General features: G+C 71.3%; 15 protein-coding genes. 7 read left to right on the plus strand and 8 right to left on the minus strand.

What is annotated here, in order from left to right; all coding sequences use genetic code 11:
* Positions 1-65: 65 nt before the first annotated feature.
* The gene (locus SAVERM_RS25095) at positions 66-2120 is read right to left on the minus strand and encodes a CocE/NonD family hydrolase (RefSeq protein WP_010986283.1); all 2055 of its coding nucleotides are present in this window, start codon (positions 2118-2120) and stop codon (positions 66-68) included.
* A gap of 291 nt (positions 2121-2411) precedes the next feature.
* Here SAVERM_RS25095 and SAVERM_RS25100 point away from each other — a divergent pair, with 291 nt between their 5' ends.
* From SAVERM_RS25100 to SAVERM_RS25120, 5 genes are all read left to right on the plus strand, one after another.
* Entirely contained in the window at positions 2412-3422 is a 1011-nt protein-coding gene (locus SAVERM_RS25100; RefSeq protein WP_010986284.1) for a polyprenyl synthetase family protein, read from the plus strand.
* A 152-nt stretch (positions 3423-3574) separates the two neighbouring features.
* Positions 3575-4603, plus strand: coding sequence for a CHRD domain-containing protein (locus SAVERM_RS25105; protein WP_010986285.1), 1029 nt, complete (start codon positions 3575-3577; stop codon positions 4601-4603).
* A gap of 275 nt (positions 4604-4878) precedes the next feature.
* Positions 4879-6108 (plus strand): LolA family protein, encoded by a 1230-nt coding sequence (locus tag SAVERM_RS25110; protein ID WP_010986286.1) that lies wholly within the window; start codon positions 4879-4881, stop codon positions 6106-6108.
* Positions 6109-6142: 34 nt separating this feature from the next.
* Positions 6143-7183, plus strand: a complete 1041-nt coding sequence (locus SAVERM_RS25115) for an ABC transporter ATP-binding protein (protein WP_010986287.1) — start codon at positions 6143-6145, stop codon at positions 7181-7183.
* Entirely contained in the window at positions 7170-8063 is an 894-nt protein-coding gene (locus SAVERM_RS25120) for an ABC transporter permease (RefSeq protein WP_010986288.1), read from the plus strand. Before SAVERM_RS25115 ends, SAVERM_RS25120 begins: the two co-directional genes overlap by 14 nt.
* 36 nt (positions 8064-8099) lie before the next feature.
* Here SAVERM_RS25120 and SAVERM_RS25125 read toward each other — a convergent pair whose 3' ends face one another.
* Positions 8100-8684 (minus strand): flavodoxin family protein, encoded by a 585-nt coding sequence (locus tag SAVERM_RS25125; protein ID WP_010986289.1) that lies wholly within the window; start codon positions 8682-8684, stop codon positions 8100-8102.
* Between the two features lie 205 nt (positions 8685-8889).
* On the minus strand, positions 8890-9447 hold the full coding sequence (locus SAVERM_RS25130; RefSeq protein ID WP_037647940.1) for a DUF6668 family protein: 558 nt from the start codon (positions 9445-9447) through the stop codon (positions 8890-8892).
* A 343-nt stretch (positions 9448-9790) separates the two neighbouring features.
* Between SAVERM_RS25130 and SAVERM_RS25135 the strand changes: the two genes are divergently transcribed.
* Positions 9791-11545: a hypothetical protein gene (locus SAVERM_RS25135; RefSeq protein ID WP_010986291.1), complete on the plus strand. Its 1755-nt coding sequence runs from the start codon at positions 9791-9793 to the stop codon at positions 11543-11545.
* A gap of 137 nt (positions 11546-11682) precedes the next feature.
* Here SAVERM_RS25135 and SAVERM_RS25140 read toward each other — a convergent pair whose 3' ends face one another.
* The 3 genes from SAVERM_RS25140 to SAVERM_RS25150 form a co-directional block, all read right to left on the minus strand.
* A complete protein-coding gene (locus tag SAVERM_RS25140) occupies positions 11683-12630 on the minus strand; it encodes a M28 family metallopeptidase (protein ID WP_010986292.1) in 948 nt (315 codons plus the stop codon).
* 126 nt (positions 12631-12756) lie between these two features.
* Complete coding sequence (gene rarD / locus SAVERM_RS25145; RefSeq protein WP_010986293.1) at positions 12757-13737, minus strand: EamA family transporter RarD; 981 nt, start codon at positions 13735-13737, stop codon at positions 12757-12759.
* A gap of 132 nt (positions 13738-13869) precedes the next feature.
* Positions 13870-14724: an SDR family oxidoreductase gene (locus SAVERM_RS25150; RefSeq protein ID WP_010986294.1), complete on the minus strand. Its 855-nt coding sequence runs from the start codon at positions 14722-14724 to the stop codon at positions 13870-13872.
* Between the two features lie 209 nt (positions 14725-14933).
* Between SAVERM_RS25150 and SAVERM_RS25155 the strand changes: the two genes are divergently transcribed.
* Positions 14934-15287, plus strand: coding sequence for a winged helix-turn-helix transcriptional regulator (locus SAVERM_RS25155; protein WP_042494511.1), 354 nt, complete (start codon positions 14934-14936; stop codon positions 15285-15287).
* Between the two features lie 13 nt (positions 15288-15300).
* On the opposite strand, the gene SAVERM_RS25160 is transcribed toward SAVERM_RS25155, so the two are convergent.
* Complete coding sequence (locus SAVERM_RS25160) at positions 15301-16380, minus strand: 2-oxoacid:ferredoxin oxidoreductase subunit beta (protein WP_010986296.1); 1080 nt, start codon at positions 16378-16380, stop codon at positions 15301-15303.
* Entirely contained in the window at positions 16373-18301 is a 1929-nt protein-coding gene (locus tag SAVERM_RS25165; RefSeq protein ID WP_010986297.1) for a 2-oxoacid:acceptor oxidoreductase subunit alpha, read from the minus strand. The genes SAVERM_RS25160 and SAVERM_RS25165 overlap by 8 nt, the downstream gene beginning before the upstream one ends.
* Positions 18302-18355: the final 54 nt, after the last annotated feature.

The raw sequence follows: 18355 nt of genomic DNA on the forward strand, positions 1-18355 counted from the left end.
GGTTTTCCTGGAGCGCCCACCGCGCGCTAAGCGCGGATACTTCATGCCATTTCGGACAGTTCCGGCTATCCCGCTGTCCGGGGAATCCTCTTCCGCCACGTCCGGTGGAACACCACCTCGTCACCGTCCTTGCAGATCACCTCGTCCGAGGTGATGAAGTCCGCCGCGTCGCAGGTGACTTCGGACCGCGTCCGCACGCTCGCGTCCCACGCCAGGTCCGGGCGGTGCAGCCGGATCGACCAGTCCGAGCGGGTGCGGGCCGACAGGGGGTCGGACGCGTCGACCGTGTAGGTCTCCCGGGCGTCCTCGGTGAGCTCCAGCCCGTCGGGGTACACCCGGGTACCGCCGTGACGCGGGTCGTCCTCGAAACGCGGGTCGTCCTCCAGGCGCCACCGGCCGGCCGCCACATCGCGTACGACCAGCCGCTCCGGCCGGGGTTCGTCGAGAGTGACCGGGCTGACGACACCGAGCGGCTCGGCCTGCTCCGGCTCCTCGAAGCGAATGGCCGGGTCCGACTCCCTTGCCCGCACCGGCAGTTGGAGCGCACTGCCCGCCGGGTCCAGTGTGAAGCCGGCCTCCGAGCCCGGCTGCGGCCAGATCCACGGCCAGTACGCGGAGGAGACCGCGAGGCGGATGCGGTGGCCGGGCGGGAAGGCGTGTCCGATGCCGTTCAGCTCGAAGGTCACGTCCTCCGTCGCGCCCGGCTGCCATGCCGTGGCGCGGTCACGGCCGTGGCGTGCCGACAGGTTCAGGACGCCCCGGGTGAGGAGGGTCGACGAGCCGTCGGGGAACACCTCGCACAGCCGCGCGATCACCTGCCCCCGGGGTGCCCACGAGGTCAGCCGCAGCCGCACCCTCGGCCGCCCCAGCACCCAGGTCTCCGCCGCCACTTCGAACTCGAAGCACGCCGACTTCGCGTCCTCGTCGCGCTGGTCGGGCGGCAGGTCGGCGTCGTTCCCCACGGGCAGCAAGCGGCCGGCGTCCACCCCCGTGTGCATCGGCGACCGGACGAGCACGGGCGCGCCCTGGAGCCCGTACGACACCGGGGTCACGGCGGGCGACGGCCACGCGGCGTCCCCCACCCAGCGGCCCGGCAGGACGTCGTACACCGTCGCCGGAGGATGCGAGTCGCCGATGTACGAGCGGAGCAGCGGCTCGGCCATCACTCCGTTCGTGCCTGTGCCTGTGTCCGTGTCCGTGTCCGTGTCCGTGTCCTTGAGCCAGTGGTCCCACCAGCGCAGCGTCTCCTGGAGGAAGCCGATCGCCGGGCCGGGCGGCAGGCCGCGGTCCGGGTACTGGTGCGACCACGGGCCGATCAGCCCCCGCACACGATCGGGCGGAAGGCACTCGACCAGCCGCAGCACCGTGTCGCGGTACGGGTCGTGCCAGCCGCCGACGGCGAGGACGGCGGCCCTGATCGCGCCGTAGTCCTCGCGGACGCCGCCGGGGCGCCAGTAGCCGTCCCGCGTCTGGTGCTCCAGCCAGGTGTGGATGAAGGGGGTCACCGACTCCAGGCGTTCGGTCCACATGTCCCGCCACATCACCGCGCCCACGTGCGCCGGGTCCGGGGGGCGGGAGGCGAACGCGAGCATCGTCGCCGCCCAGGCGTGCATGCCGACCGCGAGGACGGAGCCTCCCCGGTAGTGGACGTCGTGGTCGTAGCGGTCGTCCGGCGAGCAGACCGTGACGACCGCCTTGAGCGGCTCGGGCGCGCGGGCCGCGATCCGCAGGGCGTCGAAGCCGCCCCAGGAGATGCCGAACATGCCGACCCGCCCGCTGCACCAGGGCTGGGCCGCCAGCCACTCGATCACCTCCACCCCGTCGGCCGCCTCCGCCTCCGCGTGGGTGTCGCCCGGCATGCCCTCCGAGTTGCCGTGCCCGCGGATGTCCACCCGGACGGAGGCGTAGCCGTGACCCGCGTACCAGGGGTGGCGCTGCCAGTCGCGGGCGGCGGTCTCGTCCGTGAGGCGGTACGGGAGGTACTCCAGCAGGGCGGGGACCGGCTCGCCGGTCAGCGGGCGCCACACGCGCGCGTACAGCCGTGTTCCGTCCTGGAGCGGGACGAGGAGGTCGTCGTGGGTGGTCTCGTAGGGAAAGGACGTCCGGATGCGCGCGCTCATCGGGGTGACCTACGGGACACTGTATCCACTCCCGTTTGTATCGCTACATATACCTTGTTATCACCTGATCAAGAACATACCGGTCGTGATCCGATACCGCCCGGCCTGGAACCGTGGGCGCTCGTGGTGATCGAAACGTGACCGGATACGCTGACTTGAGTGATGGCAGCGACAGATCGACAAACAGCTCGACAAGCGCGAGTGTTCGACGGGCGACGTCATCGAGCTAGTGACCGACCTTGAGACCGACCGTGTGATCGTCAGTAGACGTCAGCAGACAGGAGACCCCTCGTGACCGTCGTCGGGCCGTTCGGGCTGAGCGTGCGGGACCAGGCTCTCGAAGCCGATGTCCAGGCCGGGTTGGCGGCTGTCGAGGAGGGTTTGCTCGAAGCCACCAAGAGCGAGGTCCCGTTCATCACGGAGGCCGCGCAGCATCTCGTGCGCGCGGGCGGGAAGCGGTTCAGGCCGCTGCTCGTGATGCTCGCCGCGCGGTTCGGTGATCCGTACGCGCCGGGGCTCGTGCCCTCGGCCGTGGTGGTGGAACTGACCCACCTCGCCACGCTGTACCACGACGACGTCATGGACGAGGCGGACGTGCGACGCGGGGTCCCCAGCGCGAACGCCCGCTGGGGCAACTCGGTCGCGGTCCTCACCGGCGACTTCCTCTTCGCCCGCGCCTCGCACATCCTCGCCGACCTCGGCCCGGAGGCGGTGCGCGTCCAGGCGGAGGCGTTCGAGCGGCTGGTGACCGGGCAGATCCTGGAGACCGCTGGGCCGATGGACGGCCGCGACCCCGTGGAGCACTACCTGGAGGTGCTGAGCGGCAAGACCGGGGCGCTGGTGGCGGTGGCGTGCCGGTTCGGGGCGATGATGTCCGGGGCCGACGAGACGGTCGTGGACGTGCTCACGCAGTACGGGGAGCGGCTGGGCGTGGCCTTCCAGCTCGCCGACGACGTGCTCGACATCGCCTCCGACTCGCACGAGTCCGGGAAGACGCCCGGCACGGATCTGCGCGAAGGCATTCCGACGCTGCCGGTGCTGCGGCTGCGGGAGCGGGTGGCCCGGCTCGGGCTGGCCGAGGACATCGCCCTGTGCGAGCTGCTGGACTCCGACCTGACGGACGACGCGCGGCACGCGGAGGCGCTGACCCGGCTGCGGGCGCACCCCGCGCTGGAGCAGGCCCGCAAGGACACCGTGCGGTACGTGGAGGACGCGCGGGCCGCCCTGGCGCCGCTGGCGGAGTGCAACGCGAAGGCCGCGCTGATCGAGCTGTGCGACGCGGTGGTGCACCGGGCCGGGTGAGGCCGGGTTGGTTTCTGCCCGATACCGGCAGGTCGTCCGTGTTGTGATGCAGGTCACATCCTTAGAATGAGTCCAGGCTGAGATTCATTCCGTACTCCCGCACAGAAGCTGACACAGGGGGTGTCAGTCGGTAAACGGGGAGTTTTCCGATCATGGGTACTGACGCTACGTTCGCGAAGCGCCGCAAGAACCTGATCATCACCGGTGTCGCGGTGGCCGCCGCGGCCGGAGTGGCCGCCGCCGTCATCCCGGCGGTCGCCGCCGGCGGGAACGGCGGGGCGGGCCACGGCACGGCCCACACCGGGCACGGGGGCCAGAGCATCGTCACGCAGGGCGGTGCCGTCGGCGGCAGCGGCGGCAGTGGGGGCGCCATCCTCGCCGCCAGTCTCCGAGGGGCCAACGAGGTCCCGGTCGCCGGCGGTCCCGCCGTCGGCGACAAGGACGGCGCGGCCCTGGAGTTCATCAGGGTCAAGGGGGACACCGTGTCCGTCGCCGTGACCTGGCGCGGCACCGGAAAGCCGACCCTGCTCCACATCCACCAGGGCGCCAAGGGGACCAACGGCGGCGTCAAGATCGACTTCAGCGAGCTCCTGGAGAAGGGCGTCCGGCACCACAGCGTCGTCGGGTCCGTCAAGGTCAAGGACGCCGCGCTGCTCTCGCAGTTGAAGACCGACCCGGGGGCGTTCTACGCCAATCTGCACACCGCGCAGTTCCCGGGCGGAGCCGTCCGCGGCCAGCTCCACAAGGTCACCACCGCCTTCGACTTCCGGCACGCCCTGAACAACTTCCAGGCATCGGTGGTCAAGGGCAAGCAGATCTACGAGTGCAAGCCCGCCGAGGGCGGCGGCTACGCGTTCGCCCAGCGGGACGTCGCCGCGCGGCTCGGCGGCGACATCGCGCACTCGTTCGTGAAGCCCAACTCCGGTACTCCACAGTGGGTCGCCCCCGACCGCAGCGCCGTCACCGGCACGCTCATCAGCAAGACGGCCAACGGCGACAAGAACATCCCGGAGCTCGACCTCAAGGCCACCCGGTCCGGCAAGCACCGGGGGCTGCTGGCCCACACGGCCGAGATCCTGCGTCTGAACACCGTGGGCGGGGTAGCCCCGGCCGGCTCCTGCTCGCCGGGCACGGTCGTGGGCGTGCCGTACCAGGCCGACTACGTGTTCGTGCAGCGCTGACCAGGAGGTCACCCGGGTGGCGCCTGCCCCGCACGACCCCTACGGGTCGGGGGAGGCGTCACCCCTGTCATGTCATACCCCAGCAGTACACGGAGTTGAGCCCGGGGTCTGACGCTTCTTCGCGGCCGATTTGGTCATATGGAAGTCACCACTTCACAGCAATTCGGGTGAGAATGGCGGCCAGAGGGTGGGGGCACCTCCCCGCGCGAGCGAAGTCCGAGCTCGGGGGAAGTGCAGGACGGTAGGCCGCCGCCGACGACGGAGGTAAGGCACACATGGCACCGTACGAATCCGACGACAGCACCAGGGCCGACGAGGCCGAGGACGTGCGCGCCGGCCGACGCAAGGCCACGCGGTACGTCGTCCCGGTCACGGTGGTGGGGTTGGCGGCGGCGACCATCGGGCTCGTCCCGGCGCTCGCCGACTCCGGCGACCCGGACCTGCCGAAGATCACCGCACAGCAACTCATCGAGAAGATCGCCAAGTCGGACGTCCAGCAGCTGTCCGGCACGGTGAAGATCAGCACCGACCTGGGCCTGCCGGACCTGGGCGGGCTGGAGAGCGGCTTCCTGTCCGGCGCGGCCCAGGGCTCCGGCGGGGACGGCTCGTCCGCCGACCCCTCGGCCAAGCTGATGGAGCTGGCCTCCGGCACGCACACGCTGCGCGTCGCGGCCGACGGCGAGGACAAGCAGAAGCTCTCGCTCCTGGACAAGGCCGCCGAGTACAGCATCATCCGCAACGGCGCCGACGTCTGGGCGTACGACAGCGCGTCGAACGAGGCGTACCACGCGAAGGACGCGGCGAGCGGCGAGAAGTCGGACAAGGCCCGGCCTGACGACGTGCCGGCCACGCCGAAGGAGATGGCCGACGAGGCGCTGAAGGCGGTCGACGACACGACGTCCGTGGCGGTCGACGGCACGGCCCAGGTCGCGGGCCGCGACGCGTACAAGCTGGTCATCAAGCCGAAGCAGTCCGGCTCCACGGTCGGCGCGATCACCATCGCGGTGGACGCGAAGACGGGGCTGCCGCTGAAGTTCACGCTGACCCCGGCCAAGGGCGGCGCGGCCGTCGTGGACGCGGGCTTCACCCAGGTCACCTTCGCCAAGCCGTCGGCGTCGACGTTCGACTTCACGCCGCCGAAGGGCACGAAGGTCACCCAGGACGGTGACGGGGCGAAGGTCCCCGAGCACTCCGGGAAGCCCGGTTCCGGCAAGGACCTCGGCGCGGGTCTCGACGGTCTCAAGACCATGGGCAAGGGCTGGAGCACCATCGTCCGGCTCGACGACGGAGGCGGCTCGGGCCTGCCGACCGGCTCCGACTCGTCCGGCAACAGCGACGTCTCCGGGTTCCTGAACTCCCTCGGCGACCACGTCAGCGGCTCGTTCGGCTCGGGCACGGTCTTCTCGACCCGCCTGGTCAACGCGCTGATCACGGACGACGGCAAGGTGTACGCGGGTGCGGTCACCAAGGACGCGCTGGTGAAGGCGGCGAACGCCGGAAAGTGAGTGCCGCGTCGGGCTCGGCGAAGTGAGGGAGCGTATGGAGGAACTGTCCGCCGCGGAGCCGGGCCCCGAGCCGGGCCCGGAGCCGGAGTCGGCTCCGGAGTCGGAGTCGGAGCCGGGGCCGGCGGGTGCGGGTGACGCCCCGGGGGACGGGGTGATCGTCACCCGCGCCCTCACCAAGCGCTACCGCGGCGGACAGCTCGCCGTCGACGGGCTCGATCTGACCGTCCCGGCGGGCAGCGTCTTCGGCTTCCTCGGGCCCAACGGCTCCGGCAAGACCACCACCATCCGCATGCTGATGGGCCTGATCGAGCCGACCTCGGGCACGGCGCGCGTCCTGGGGCGGCCCATGCCCCGCTCCGCGCGCACCGTGCTCCCGCACATCGGCGCCCTCATCGAGGGCCCGGCCCTCTACGGCTTCCTCTCGGGGCGCGACAACCTCCTGCGGTACGACGCCGCCGACCCGACCGCCGACCCGCGCACCCGGCGTACGCGGGTCGCGGCCACGCTGGACCGGGTGGGCCTGACGGCCGCCGCCGGCAAGAAGGCGAAGGCGTACTCGCTGGGCATGAAGCAGCGGCTCGGGCTCGCGGCCGCGCTCCTCCAGCCCCGCCGCCTCCTCGTCCTGGACGAGCCGACCAACGGCCTCGACCCGCAGGGCATGCGCGAGATCCGTTCCCTGGTGCGGGAGCTGGCCTCCGACGGCACCACCGTCTTCCTCTCCTCCCACCTGCTCGACGAGATCGAGCAGGTGTGCACGCACGCGGCGGTGATGGCGCAGGGACGTCTGATCACCCAGGGCGCGGTGGCGGATCTCGCCGCCGGGGCGCGCGGACGCCTGGTGGTGACCACCCCGGACGTGACGGATGCGGCACGGGTGCTGAAGGAACAGGGCGTGGCCGACATCGTGGTGGCCGAGGACCGGGTGACCGGGGAACCCCCGGACGGCGAACTCGCCGAGCTGAACGCCGCGTTGGTCACGGCCGCCGTCCGCGTACGCGGCTTCGGCGTCGAACGGGCCTCACTGGAGGACGCGTTCGTGGCGCTGACGGGGGAGGGCTTCGATGTCGCGGGCTGAGGCAGTGACGACCGCGGCGGCCGGAGAGGTACGCCGTCCGAGCCCGCTGTGGACCCTCGGCCTGCTGCGCAGCGAACTGGTCACCACCTTCCGCCGCTGGCGCACGCTCGCCCTCCTCGCCGTCCTGGCGGCCGTACCGGTCCTTGTCGGGATCGCGGTCAAGATCGAGACGAACGACGGTTCCGGGCCCGGCGGGGGCGGCGGCGAGGGCCCGGCGTTCATCACCCAGATCACCAACAACGGACTGTTCCTGGTCTTCACGGCGCTGGCCGCGACACTGCCGTTCTTCCTGCCGATGGCGATCGGTGTCATCGCGGGCGACGCGATCGCCGGCGAGGCGAACGCGGGCACCCTGCGCTACCTGCTGGTCGCCCCCGCGGGCCGCACCCGCCTGCTGCTCACCAAGTACGCGACGACGATGGCCTTCTGCGTCGTCGCCACCCTGGTCGTCGCGGTCTCGGCGCTCGCGGTCGGCGCGCTGCTGTTCCCGCTGGGGGAGCTGACGACGATCTCGGGCACCCGGATCAGCTTCGGCGAAGGACTGGCCCGCGCCCTGCTGATCGCCCTGGTGGTCGCCGCGTCGCTCGTCGGTGTGGCGGCGCTCGGCCTGTTCGTCTCGACGCTGACCAACAGCGGCATCGCGGCGATGGCGACGACCGTGGGCCTGCTGATCACCGTCCAGATCCTCGACCAGATCCCCCAACTGCACGCACTCCAGCCGTACTTCTTCTCGCACTACTGGCTGTCGTTCGCCGACCTCATGCGGGACCCCGTCTACTGGGACGACCTGCTCCACAACCTGGGCCTGCAAGCCCTCTACGCGGCGGTCTTCGGCTCGGCGGCCTGGGCGCGCTTCACGGCGAAGGACATCACCGCGTAACTGCTTCCGGCCGCCGCAGCCGCTTCCGGGCAGCTCTCAGACAGCTTGGTGCGGGAAACGGGCGAGCTCCGGCTCCCGCGCGAAGAACGTCTTCGCGCGCGTCAGCGCCTCGGTGTCCTTGCGGACGTCGCCGGGGGCGCTGCCGTTGCCGAGGAGGACGCCGCCGAAGCGCATGCCCAGGTACGCGGCGGTGTTGTTGAGCGTGCCGGCGAGAGGATCGGCGACGGAGGGCTCGTCGGCGGCGAGCACGGTGACGCCCCAGAGGTTCCGGCCCGCCATGGTCTTCTTGAAGTCGAGACCGGGGACACGCAGCCAGTCGGACCAGTGGTCGAGGTAGCGCTTGGTGTGGCTGGACACCGAGTACCAGTAGAGCGGCGAGGCGATCACCACGTCGGTCGCGGCGACGGTGGCGTCGAGCAGCAGCGCGAGTTCGTCGTCCGCGGGGCGGCCGTGGTCGGTGTCGTGCCGCTGATCCCCGAAGTCGGGCAGGCGGTGACCGGCGAGGCTGATCCACTGCTGCTCCACATCGCCGGGCAGCTGCTCGGCGGCCGCGCGGGCGAGCAGCTCCGTGTTGCCGTTGCTGCGGCTGCTGCCGAGGACGAAGAGGAAGCGGCGAGGCATGACGACTCCTTGGATGCTGGAACGCACGGCGACTATATGCACAGACAATATGTGCATGTGCATGCAGCCGTCCAGGGTGCGCCGGCACGGGCCGGCTGCCGGGGAACCCCTCGGGACGTCAGTGGTGGGTGCTGCCGGGGTACCCCTCGGGACGTCAGTGGTGGGTGCTGCCGGGGTACCCCTCGGGACGGCCGCGGTGGGGAGGTCAGCGCGGCGCTCTTCTCCCGGTCTGCGGAGCCGGTGTGCCGGTCAGGCGGCCCAGTTGTTCGCACTCGCGCGGTGGGGGACCGTCCAGCTCACCGGTCCGCCATGCGGGCACCCACGGCACCCGGTACACATCGATCACCGATTCGATGACCTTGATCCGCTGGGCGAGTTGACGCGGCAGGCGCCCCGGCGCGTCCGCGACCAGGACGACGGCGTCGAGGTCGAGCCCCGGCGGCGCCTCGCCCCGCCGGAAGGTGTCGACGGTGTGCGAGACGGCGTCAAGACCGGCCGCGTGCGTACGCCCGACCAGGAGTACCGACGCCGGTTCGCCGCGCTCGGGCCGGGGCCAGTTCCGTCCGGCGTCGTGGCCGCCGAAGACGTTGGCGAGCGTCGTGGTGCCCGCCCCGCCGTGGGTGGCGACCCAGGAGAACCGCCGCGGGCTGGCGCTGACCTGGGCGGCCTCCCGGCGCGGCTGCGGCTCGCCGCCGCCCACCGGCCCGCGGATCCAGATCTCGGGCCCGCCCGGTCCGTGCTCCGGCTGCGCGCTCCCCTGCATCACCACTCTCCTCCTGGTCGTCCCCCATTCTTCGGGTCCGGTGAACGGCCGAACCAACGGGGTGCCGGTTCCTGGGACGAGTCTGTGACGCCGTGGTGACGCGAGACGCGGGCGGGAACCGGGAGACTTGACTCGGTACATCAGTACATCAGTACAGAGGCCACGGGGACGGCGCGTGCGACGGCCGGGTCCGGCACCGTGGCCGACGCTGAGACGAGGAGGGGAACCGTGGCGCGTACGGGAACGAACGTCGCGCGGTCCGGCCCGCGTACGCTGGCATACACCCCTTCGCCGACCGGTTCCCCAACCGATTCCTCAGCCGACCGACCCGAGTGAGGGAACGATGTCTCGACTCAGCCGCGAACACAGGCGGGGGCGCTCCGCCGCGGGATCCGGGCCCCGGACGGACGCGGACGCCGGGGTGACCCCGATCGAGGTCCGGGTGCCGGTCGCCCAGGACGGAACGCCGGGTGGCGGCGCGACGGTCGGCGGCATGCCGGTCGTCGCGAGAGCGGGGGAGACGCTCCAGGAAGCCGTGCTGAACTACCTCCACCGTCTCACCCTCGCCACCGGCCACCCCGTCCTCGCGTCGGTCCACGACGAACGGATCGGGTGCGTGGTGCCGATCCGGGTGCACGGGGACGGGTCGAGCGAGTTCACGGGCGAGCCGGTGCGGGTGGGAACGCCGGCCGGGGGTACGGGAGCGGCCGGTGGCGGGGAAGCCGCGGCGCCTCCGCCTCCGCCTCCGCCCCCGCCATCGCCCCCGCGGCCGGTGGTCGAGCCGCCCGTGCCGCAGCGGCCTGTCGCCGGTCCGGTGGGCCCGCCCGTGCCGGGTGACGCGCCCCAGGGGCCGCCGCCGCGCCGTGACAAGGCCACGCACCTGCTGCGGGCGGTGGCGGAGCCGACGCCCGCCGCGCAGTGGACGCCCCCGCAGCAGTCCGTCGCACCGGCACCGGCTCCCGCTCCCGCTCCCGTGGAGCGTCCCGCCTCGACGCCGACGCATGTGCTGCGTGCCCTGCCCGAATCGGCTGCGACGCACCAGCCCGAGCAGGTCCAGGCCCCCGAGGCGCCCAAGGGGCCCAAGGTGCCGGAGGGGGCCGAGGCGGTGGCGAGCGAGGCGGAGGAGACGCCCGTACGCGCCGGAGGCACCGTCTCGACGTTCGTTCTGCGTGCCGTGCCGGAACAGGCCCCTTGGATCACTGTGGCGCCCGGCCTCGCACAGGCGCTCCCGGGCGCCCCCACCGGCCAAGGCGCCCCGGCTCCGGCCCCCGGTACCGTCTCGCCCCCGACCGGAGCGTTCGGCCCCGCCCCGACGACGGCCACACCGCCGCCCGGGCCCGCGCCATGGGAACCGGCGCCCGCACCGGAACCGGCACCTGCACCCGCACCGGCACCGGCACAGGGGCGTACGCCCACCCCTGACGCCGGCCCGAACATCGACTCCGGCTCCGGATCCGGCGCTGACCCCGACCTGGACCCGTACGCGGCCCCCGCCTGGAAGCCCACCCCCGCGCCGAGGACCGTCCCCGTGGCCGAGGTCGAGGAGGTCAAGGAACCTCCCGTGCGGGAATTCGACTCGGTGGCCGAGGCCGTACTGGCGCCGGAGTCGGGGTCAGGGCCCGACGGTGCCGCCGCCGGACCGCTCGCCGCACCCATGGCCCGGATCAACGAGGCCGTGAAGCAGGGCCGGATCGAGGAGGCGGCCGCGATGGCCGAGGAGGCCGTCCACGGGGCCGCCGCCACCCTCGGCCCGGAGCATCCGGACGTTCTGCGGCTGCGTGAACTCACCGCGTACATCGCGTACTTGGCCGGAGACGCCCTGCGCTCCTTCCACCTCTCCCTCGACCTGGCCCGGCTCCGCCGCCGCGCTCGCGACCCGCGTGGCGCCTACGGCAACGTCCAGAGCGCGGCCGCCGCCTGGCGTGCCGTCCGCGACCCGGTCCAGGGCCTCCACCTCGGCCGGGACCTCATCGGCGTGTGGACCGAACTCGCCGCCGAGCCGGGCCCCGCCGCCGAGGATCTCGACCAGCTCGAGTCGGCCCGCAACCGCATGGGCCGCCTCGCCGAACGCGCCCGCACCCTCACCGAGAACCCGTAGGACCCACAGGACCCACAGGACCCGTAGACCCGAAGAACCCACAGGACCCGTAGACCCGAAGAACCCGTAGGGCCCGTAGAACTCAGGGCCCTACGGGTTCGGTTCCACTCGGGTTCTACTCCGGTTCTACCCCGGCGTTACGAGGACAGCGACCACACCGCGTACGCCAGCGCGTCCGCGTTCCGGTCGAGTGCCGTGTCGTTGATGTTCGACGACGTGTCGCACGAGGAGTGGTAGCAGGCGTCGAAGGCCTTGCCCGACGTACCGCCCCACTTCGCCGCCTGGGCCGCCGTCTTGATGTAGTCCGCGCCGCTGAACAGGCCGCCGACGGGAATGCCCGCGTTCTTGAACGGAGCGTGGTCGGAGCGGCCGTCGCCCTCGGTCTCCGGCTCCGTCGCGATGCCGAGGCCCGTGAAGTAGGTCTTGAAGGTCTTCTCGATGGTCGGGTCGTCGTCGTAGACGAAGTAGCCGGGGTTCGGCGAGCCGATCATGTCGAAGTTCAGATAGCCGCTGATCGCCGAACGGTTGGCGGTGGAGAGACTGTTGACGTAGTAGCGCGAGCCGACCATGCCCAGTTCCTCGGCGCCCCACCAGGCGAATCTGAGGTGCTTGGTGGGCTGGTAGTTCGTGCGGGCGACGGCCAGCGCGGTCTCCAGGACCGCCGCCGAGCCGGAACCGTTGTCGTTGATGCCGGGCCCGGCCGTGACGCTGTCCAGGTGTGAGCCGGACATGACAACCTGATTTGTGTTGCCGCCGGGCCAGTCGGCGATCAGGTTGTACCCGGTGCGGCTGGAGGACGTGAACTGCTGGACGGTCGTGGTGAATCCGGCCGCGTCCAGCTTGGCCTTCACATAGTCGAGGGACGCCTTGTAGCCGGTGCGGCCGTGCGCGCGGTTGCCGCCGTTGGCGGTGGCGATGGACTGGAGCTGGGCGAGATGGGCCTTCACGTTGGCCACGGGGAGATCGGGCGCGGCGGCGGCCGCCACCGGGGCCGGTGCGGCCCCGGATATCGCGCCGCCGGTGAGGAGCGTGGCGGCCGCGACGACGAGAGCCGTCGAGGCGCGCCCAGGAACGGAGAGCTTCATGTGGGGGGCTCCGAATTCCATGGGGAATCCACGGGTGACCCAGGAGTGGGGCACCGGGATCCCCTGGCGAATGGGGTGCCTGGATGGTGAATGTGCGACTAACTCTCCGTCAAGAGCGATATTCGGTCACGGGTGTTCGTATACCGGCGTGATCTGCTCGTCCGCGACGATGCGGCTCGGCGCCGTCCGGAGCGCGCGCGACGCCCGGTGGGCCGCCCGCAGCGCGTCCCAGGTCAGCAGCGACAGCGCGAGCCAGACCAGTGCGAAGCCCGCCCAGCGCTCCGGCGGCATGGCTTCGTGGAAGTAGAGGATGCCCAGCAGGAACTGGAAGACGGGCGCCAGGTACTGGAGCAGGCCGAGCGTGGAGAGCGGTACGCGGATCGCGGCGGCGCCGAAGCAGACGAGGGGGATCGCGGTGACCACGCCGGTGGAGGCGAGCAGCGCCGCGTGACCCGCGCCGCCCTGGGTGCCGAAGGTCGAGCCGCCGCTCGCCGTCAGCCACAGCAGATAGGCGAGCGCGGGCAGGAACTGGATCGCGGTCTCGGCGGCCAGTGACTCGATGCCGCCGAGGTTGACCTTCTTCTTCACCAGGCCGTACGTCCCGAAGGAGAAGGCGAGGCACAGGGAGATCCACGGCGGCTGGCCGTAGCCGACGGTGAGGACGACCACGGCGGTGAAGGCGACGCCCACCGCCGCCCACTGCCAGGGCCGCATCCGTTCCTTGAGGATCAGGACGCCCAGCGCGATGGTGACAAGCGGATTGATGAAGTACCCGAGCGACGCCTCGACCACGTGTCCGGCGTTCACCGCCCAGATGTAGACGCCCCAGTTGACGGTGATGACCGCCGCGGCGACCGTGACGAGGGCCAGTTTGCGCGGCTGCCGCAGCAGTTCGCCGGCCCAGGCCCAGCGCCGCATGACCAGCAGCGCGACGGCGACGAGGGCGAGGGACCAGACCATCCGGTGGGCGAGGATCTCGACCGCCCCGGCGGGCTTCAGCAGCGGCCAGTACAGGGGGACGAGCCCCCACATGCCGTACGCGGCGACTCCGTTCAGCAGACCTGTCCGCTGCTCGCTCTTCGACCCCGTCGCGCCCTTCGACTGCACGGCCACCGACACCTCCCTCACGCGCGGCTGCTCCCGCACAGCCTCCACGAAGGTAGCGCCGACCACCCCCGGCTGTCATGCCCGTATCGCCATACGGTCATGACAGCCGGGGGTGCGTCCCCGAGTGGCGCGTCAGCCCTTGAGGGCCACCGCGATCGAGTCGGCGATCGGCGTGGTCGGACGGCCGGTCAGGCGGGAGAGGTCGCCGCTGTCGATGACCAGCTCGCCCTTCTGGATGGACGCGTCCACGCCCGCCAGGATCGTGGCGAAGGGCCCGGGCAGTCCCGCGCCGGTCAGGATGCCGACGAGGGCTTCCGGGGAGACGGCGTTGTCGGCGATCTCCTTGCCGGTCTGCCGGCTCAGCTCGGCCGCGTACTCGGCGAGGCTCCACGCGGCGTCGCCGCCCAGCTCGTACGTCTTGTTCTCGTGGCCCTCGCCGGTCAGTACGGCGACGGCGGCGGCCGCGTAGTCGGCGCGGGCGGCGGAGGAGATCCGGCCCTCGCCGGCGGCGTGGGTGACGGCGTTGTGCTCCAGTACCGGGGCGAGCTGCTCGGTGTAGTTCTCGTTGTACCAGCCGTTGCGCAGCAGCGCGTACGGCACTCCGGAGGCCAAGATCGCCTCCTCGGTGCCGCGGTGGTCGTCGGCGAGGGCGGCCGTCAGGCTGCCGGGGGCGCTGGTGTACGCGAGGAGCGCCACGCCGGCGGCCTTGGCGGCGTTCAGGACGACCTTGTGCTGGCCGACGCGGCCCTTGTCGAACTCGTTGCCGGAGATGAGGAGCACGCGGTCGCCGGCGGCGAGGAGGCCGTCGAAGGTCTCGGGGGTGTTGTAGTCGGCGACCGCGATCCGCACACCGCGGGCCGCGAGGGGGGCGGCCTTCTCCGCGCTGCGGACGACCGCGGTGATCTGGTCGGCCGGGACCTTCTCCAGCAGCTGCTCGATGACGAGGCTGCCGAGGTGGCCGGTGGCGCCGGTGACGACGATGCTCATGACGGAATCTCCTTGTGGGCGGGTATGGCACTAACCCTAGGAGGTGCACTAACTCAGCGAAAGTACCCACTTTGAAGTAAGGTACTGGCATGTCCGTAAGCACCCCAGCAGTCAGCGGGGCGCCGGCCGCCACGCAGCCCGCCGCCACGCCGTCCGCCGGCAAGACCGCCGCCACGCAGTCCGCCGGCAAGTACGACATCGCCGAGGCGATGTGCCCGTACCGCCTGGTGCTCGAGCACGTCACCAGCCGCTGGGGCGTCCTCGTCCTCATCGAGCTGCTGGAGCGCTCGTACCGCTTCAGCGAGCTGCGCCGCGCGATCGGCCGGGTCAGCGAGAAGATGCTCACGCAGACCCTGCAGACCCTGGAGCGCGACGGACTCGTCCACCGGGACGCGAAGCCCGTCATCCCGCCGCGCGTCGACTACTCGCTCACCGACGTCGGGCGCGAGGCGGCCACGCAGGTGCGGGCGCTGGCCGTGTGGACCGAGAAGCGGATGGACGACGTGGAGCGGGCCCGCCGGTCGTACGACGAGGCCCGGGCCGCTGGGGCCCGGGCCTCGTGAAGGTGCGCGCGGCTCAGCCGACGACCGTCCAGGTGTCCCCGCCCGCGAGCAGCGCGGCCAGGTCGCCCTTGCCGTTCTGCTCGATCGCCGTGTCCAGCTGCTCGGACATCTGCGCGTCGTAGACCGGCCGCTCCGCGGCACGGAACACACCGATCGGGGTGTGGTGCAGGGTGTCCGGGTCGGCGAGGCGGGAGAGGGCGAAGGCCGTGGTCGGGGACGCGGAGTGCGCGTCGTGGACCAGGATCCGCGCCTCGTTCTCCGGGGTCACGGTGACGACCTTCAGGTCGCCGGTCAGCGGGTCGCGTACGACACCCTTGGCGGCGTCCGCGCCGAAGCGGATCTGCTTCCCGTGCTCCAGCCGGATCACGGCCTCTTCGGCCTGCTGTTTGTCCTTGAGGACCTCGAAGGCGCCGTCGTTGAAGATGTTGCAGTTCTGGTAGATCTCCACCAGCGCCGTGCCGGGGTGGGCGGCCGCCTGGCGCAGCACGTCCGTCAGATGCTTGCGGTCGGAGTCCACCGTCCGCGCCACGAACGACGCCTCCGCGCCGATGGCGAGCGACACCGGGTTGAAGGGCGCGTCCAGCGAGCCCATCGGCGTCGACTTGGTGATCTTGCCGACCTCCGAGGTGGGGGAGTACTGGCCCTTGGTGAGGCCGTAGATCCGGTTGTTGAACAGCAGGATCTTGAGGTTCACATTGCGGCGCAGGGCGTGGATGAGGTGGTTGCCGCCGATGGACAGCGCGTCGCCGTCACCCGTGACCACCCAGACCGACAGGTCGCGGCGGGAGGAGGCGAGGCCCGTGGCGATGGCGGGGGCGCGGCCGTGGATGGAGTGCATGCCGTACGTGTTCATGTAGTACGGGAAGCGGGACGAGCAGCCGATGCCCGAGACGAAGACGATGTTCTCCTTGGCGAGCCCGAGCTCGGGCATGAAGCCCTGCACGGCGGCCAGGACCGCGTAGTCACCGCAGCCGGGGCACCAGCGCACTTCCTGATCGGACTTGAAGTCCTTCATGGACTGCCTGGCCTCGGCCTTGGGGACCAGGGAAAGCGCCTCGATCGTGCCCGTGCCTTCCGTGGACGTCTCAGTCATCGATGGCCTCCTTCAGAGCCGTGGCGAGTTGCTCAGCCTTGAACGGCATTCCGTTGACCTGGTTGTACGAGTGGGCGTCCACCAGGTACTTCGCCCGGATGAGTGTGGCGAGCTGACCGAGGTTCATCTCGGGGATCACCACCTTGTCGTACCCCTTCAGCACCGCGCCGAGGTTCGACGGGAAGGGGTTGAGGTGGCGCAGATGCGCCTGCGCGATGGACTCCCCGGCCGTCCGCAGCCGTCGTACGGCCGCGGTGATGGGCCCGTAGGTCGAACCCCAGCCCAGTACGAGGGCGCTCGCCCCGTCCGGGTCGTCGACCTCGATGTCGGGGACGTCGATGCCGTCGATCTTCGCCTGGCGGGTACGCACCATGAAGTCGTGGTTGGCGGGGTCGTACGAGATGTTGCCCGTGCCGTCCTGCTTCTCGATGCCGCCGATGCGGTGCTCCAGACCCGGCGTGCCCGGGATCGCCCACGGGCGGGCCAGGGTCCCCGGGTCACGTTTGTAGGGCCAGAACACCTCGGTGCCGTCGTCCAGGGTGTGGTTCGGTCCCTGGGCGAACCGCACGCGCAGATCGGGGAGCCCGTCGGTCTCCGGGATGCGCCAGGGCTCGCTGCCGTTGGCCAGATAGCCGTCGGAGAGCAGGAACACCGGCGTGCGGTACGTCAGCGCGATCCGCGCCGCCTCGATGGCGGCCTCGAAGCAGTCGGCCGGCGTGCGCGGCGCGACCACCGGGACCGGTGCCTCGCCGTTGCGGCCGTACATCGCCTGGAGCAGGTCCGCCTGCTCGGTCTTGGTCGGCAGGCCGGTCGACGGGCCGCCGCGCTGGATGTCGACCACCAGCAGCGGCAGCTCGAGGGAGACGGCCAGCCCGATCGTCTCCGACTTGAGGGCCACACCCGGCCCGGAGGTCGTGGTGACCGCCAGCGAACCGCCGAAGGCGGCCCCCAGCGCCGCGCCGATGCCCGCGATCTCGTCCTCGGCCTGGAAGGTGCGGACGCCGAAGTTCTTGTGCTTGCTCAGCTCGTGCAGGATGTCGGAGGCCGGGGTGATCGGGTACGAGCCCAGGTACAGCGGCAGATCCGCCTGGCGGGAGGCCGCGATCAGGCCGTACGACAGGGCCAGGTTCCCGGAGATGTTGCGGTAGGTGCCGGCCGGGAAGGCGGACTGGGCCGGGGCGACCTCGTAGGAGACCGCGAAGTCCTCCGTCGTCTCGCCGAAGTTCCAGCCGGCCCGGAACGCGGCGATATTGGCCGCCGCGATGGCCGGCTTCTTGGCGAACTTGGTGGTCAGGAACTTCTCGGTGCCCTCGGTCGGCCGGTGGTACATCCACGACAGCAGCCCCAGCGCGAACATGTTCTTGCTGCGCTCGGCCTCCTTGCGGGAGAGCTCGAACTCCTTGAGCGCCTCGACCGTGAGGGTGGTCAGGGGGACGGGGTGGACGCTGTAGCCGTCCAGCGAGCCGTCCTCCAGCGGACTCGTGCCGTACCCGACCTTCTGCATGGCGCGCTTGGTGAACTCGTCCGTGTTGACGATGACCTCCGCGCCGCGCGGCAGGTCGCTCACGTTCGCCTTGAGGGCGGCCGGGTTCATCGCCACGAGGACGTTCGGCGCGTCGCCGGGGGTCAGGATGTCGTGGTCCGCGAAGTGCAACTGGAAGGAGGAGACCCCGGGCAGCGTGCCCGCGGGGGCCCGGATCTCGGCGGGGAAGTTCGGCAGGGTCGAGAGGTCGTTTCCGAAGGACGCCGTCTCTGAGGTGAAGCGGTCACCGGTGAGTTGCATACCGTCACCGGAGTCCCCGGCGAACCGGATGATCACGCGATCGAGTCGGCGTACGTCCTTCGCGCCCGCCGGTTTGCGCTGCTCTCCCACGACGGGTTCGTCGGCCTGTTCCGTTGTACTGCTGACCTGGCTGGTCACTGAACTGGACCTCCTTCGAGGCGGCTGTCCGGGAGCGGTCGTGCCGGCGACCTT

Origin of the sequence: Streptomyces avermitilis MA-4680 = NBRC 14893, assembly GCF_000009765.2 — a bacterium.
GTDB classification, from domain to species: domain Bacteria; phylum Actinomycetota; class Actinomycetes; order Streptomycetales; family Streptomycetaceae; genus Streptomyces; species Streptomyces avermitilis.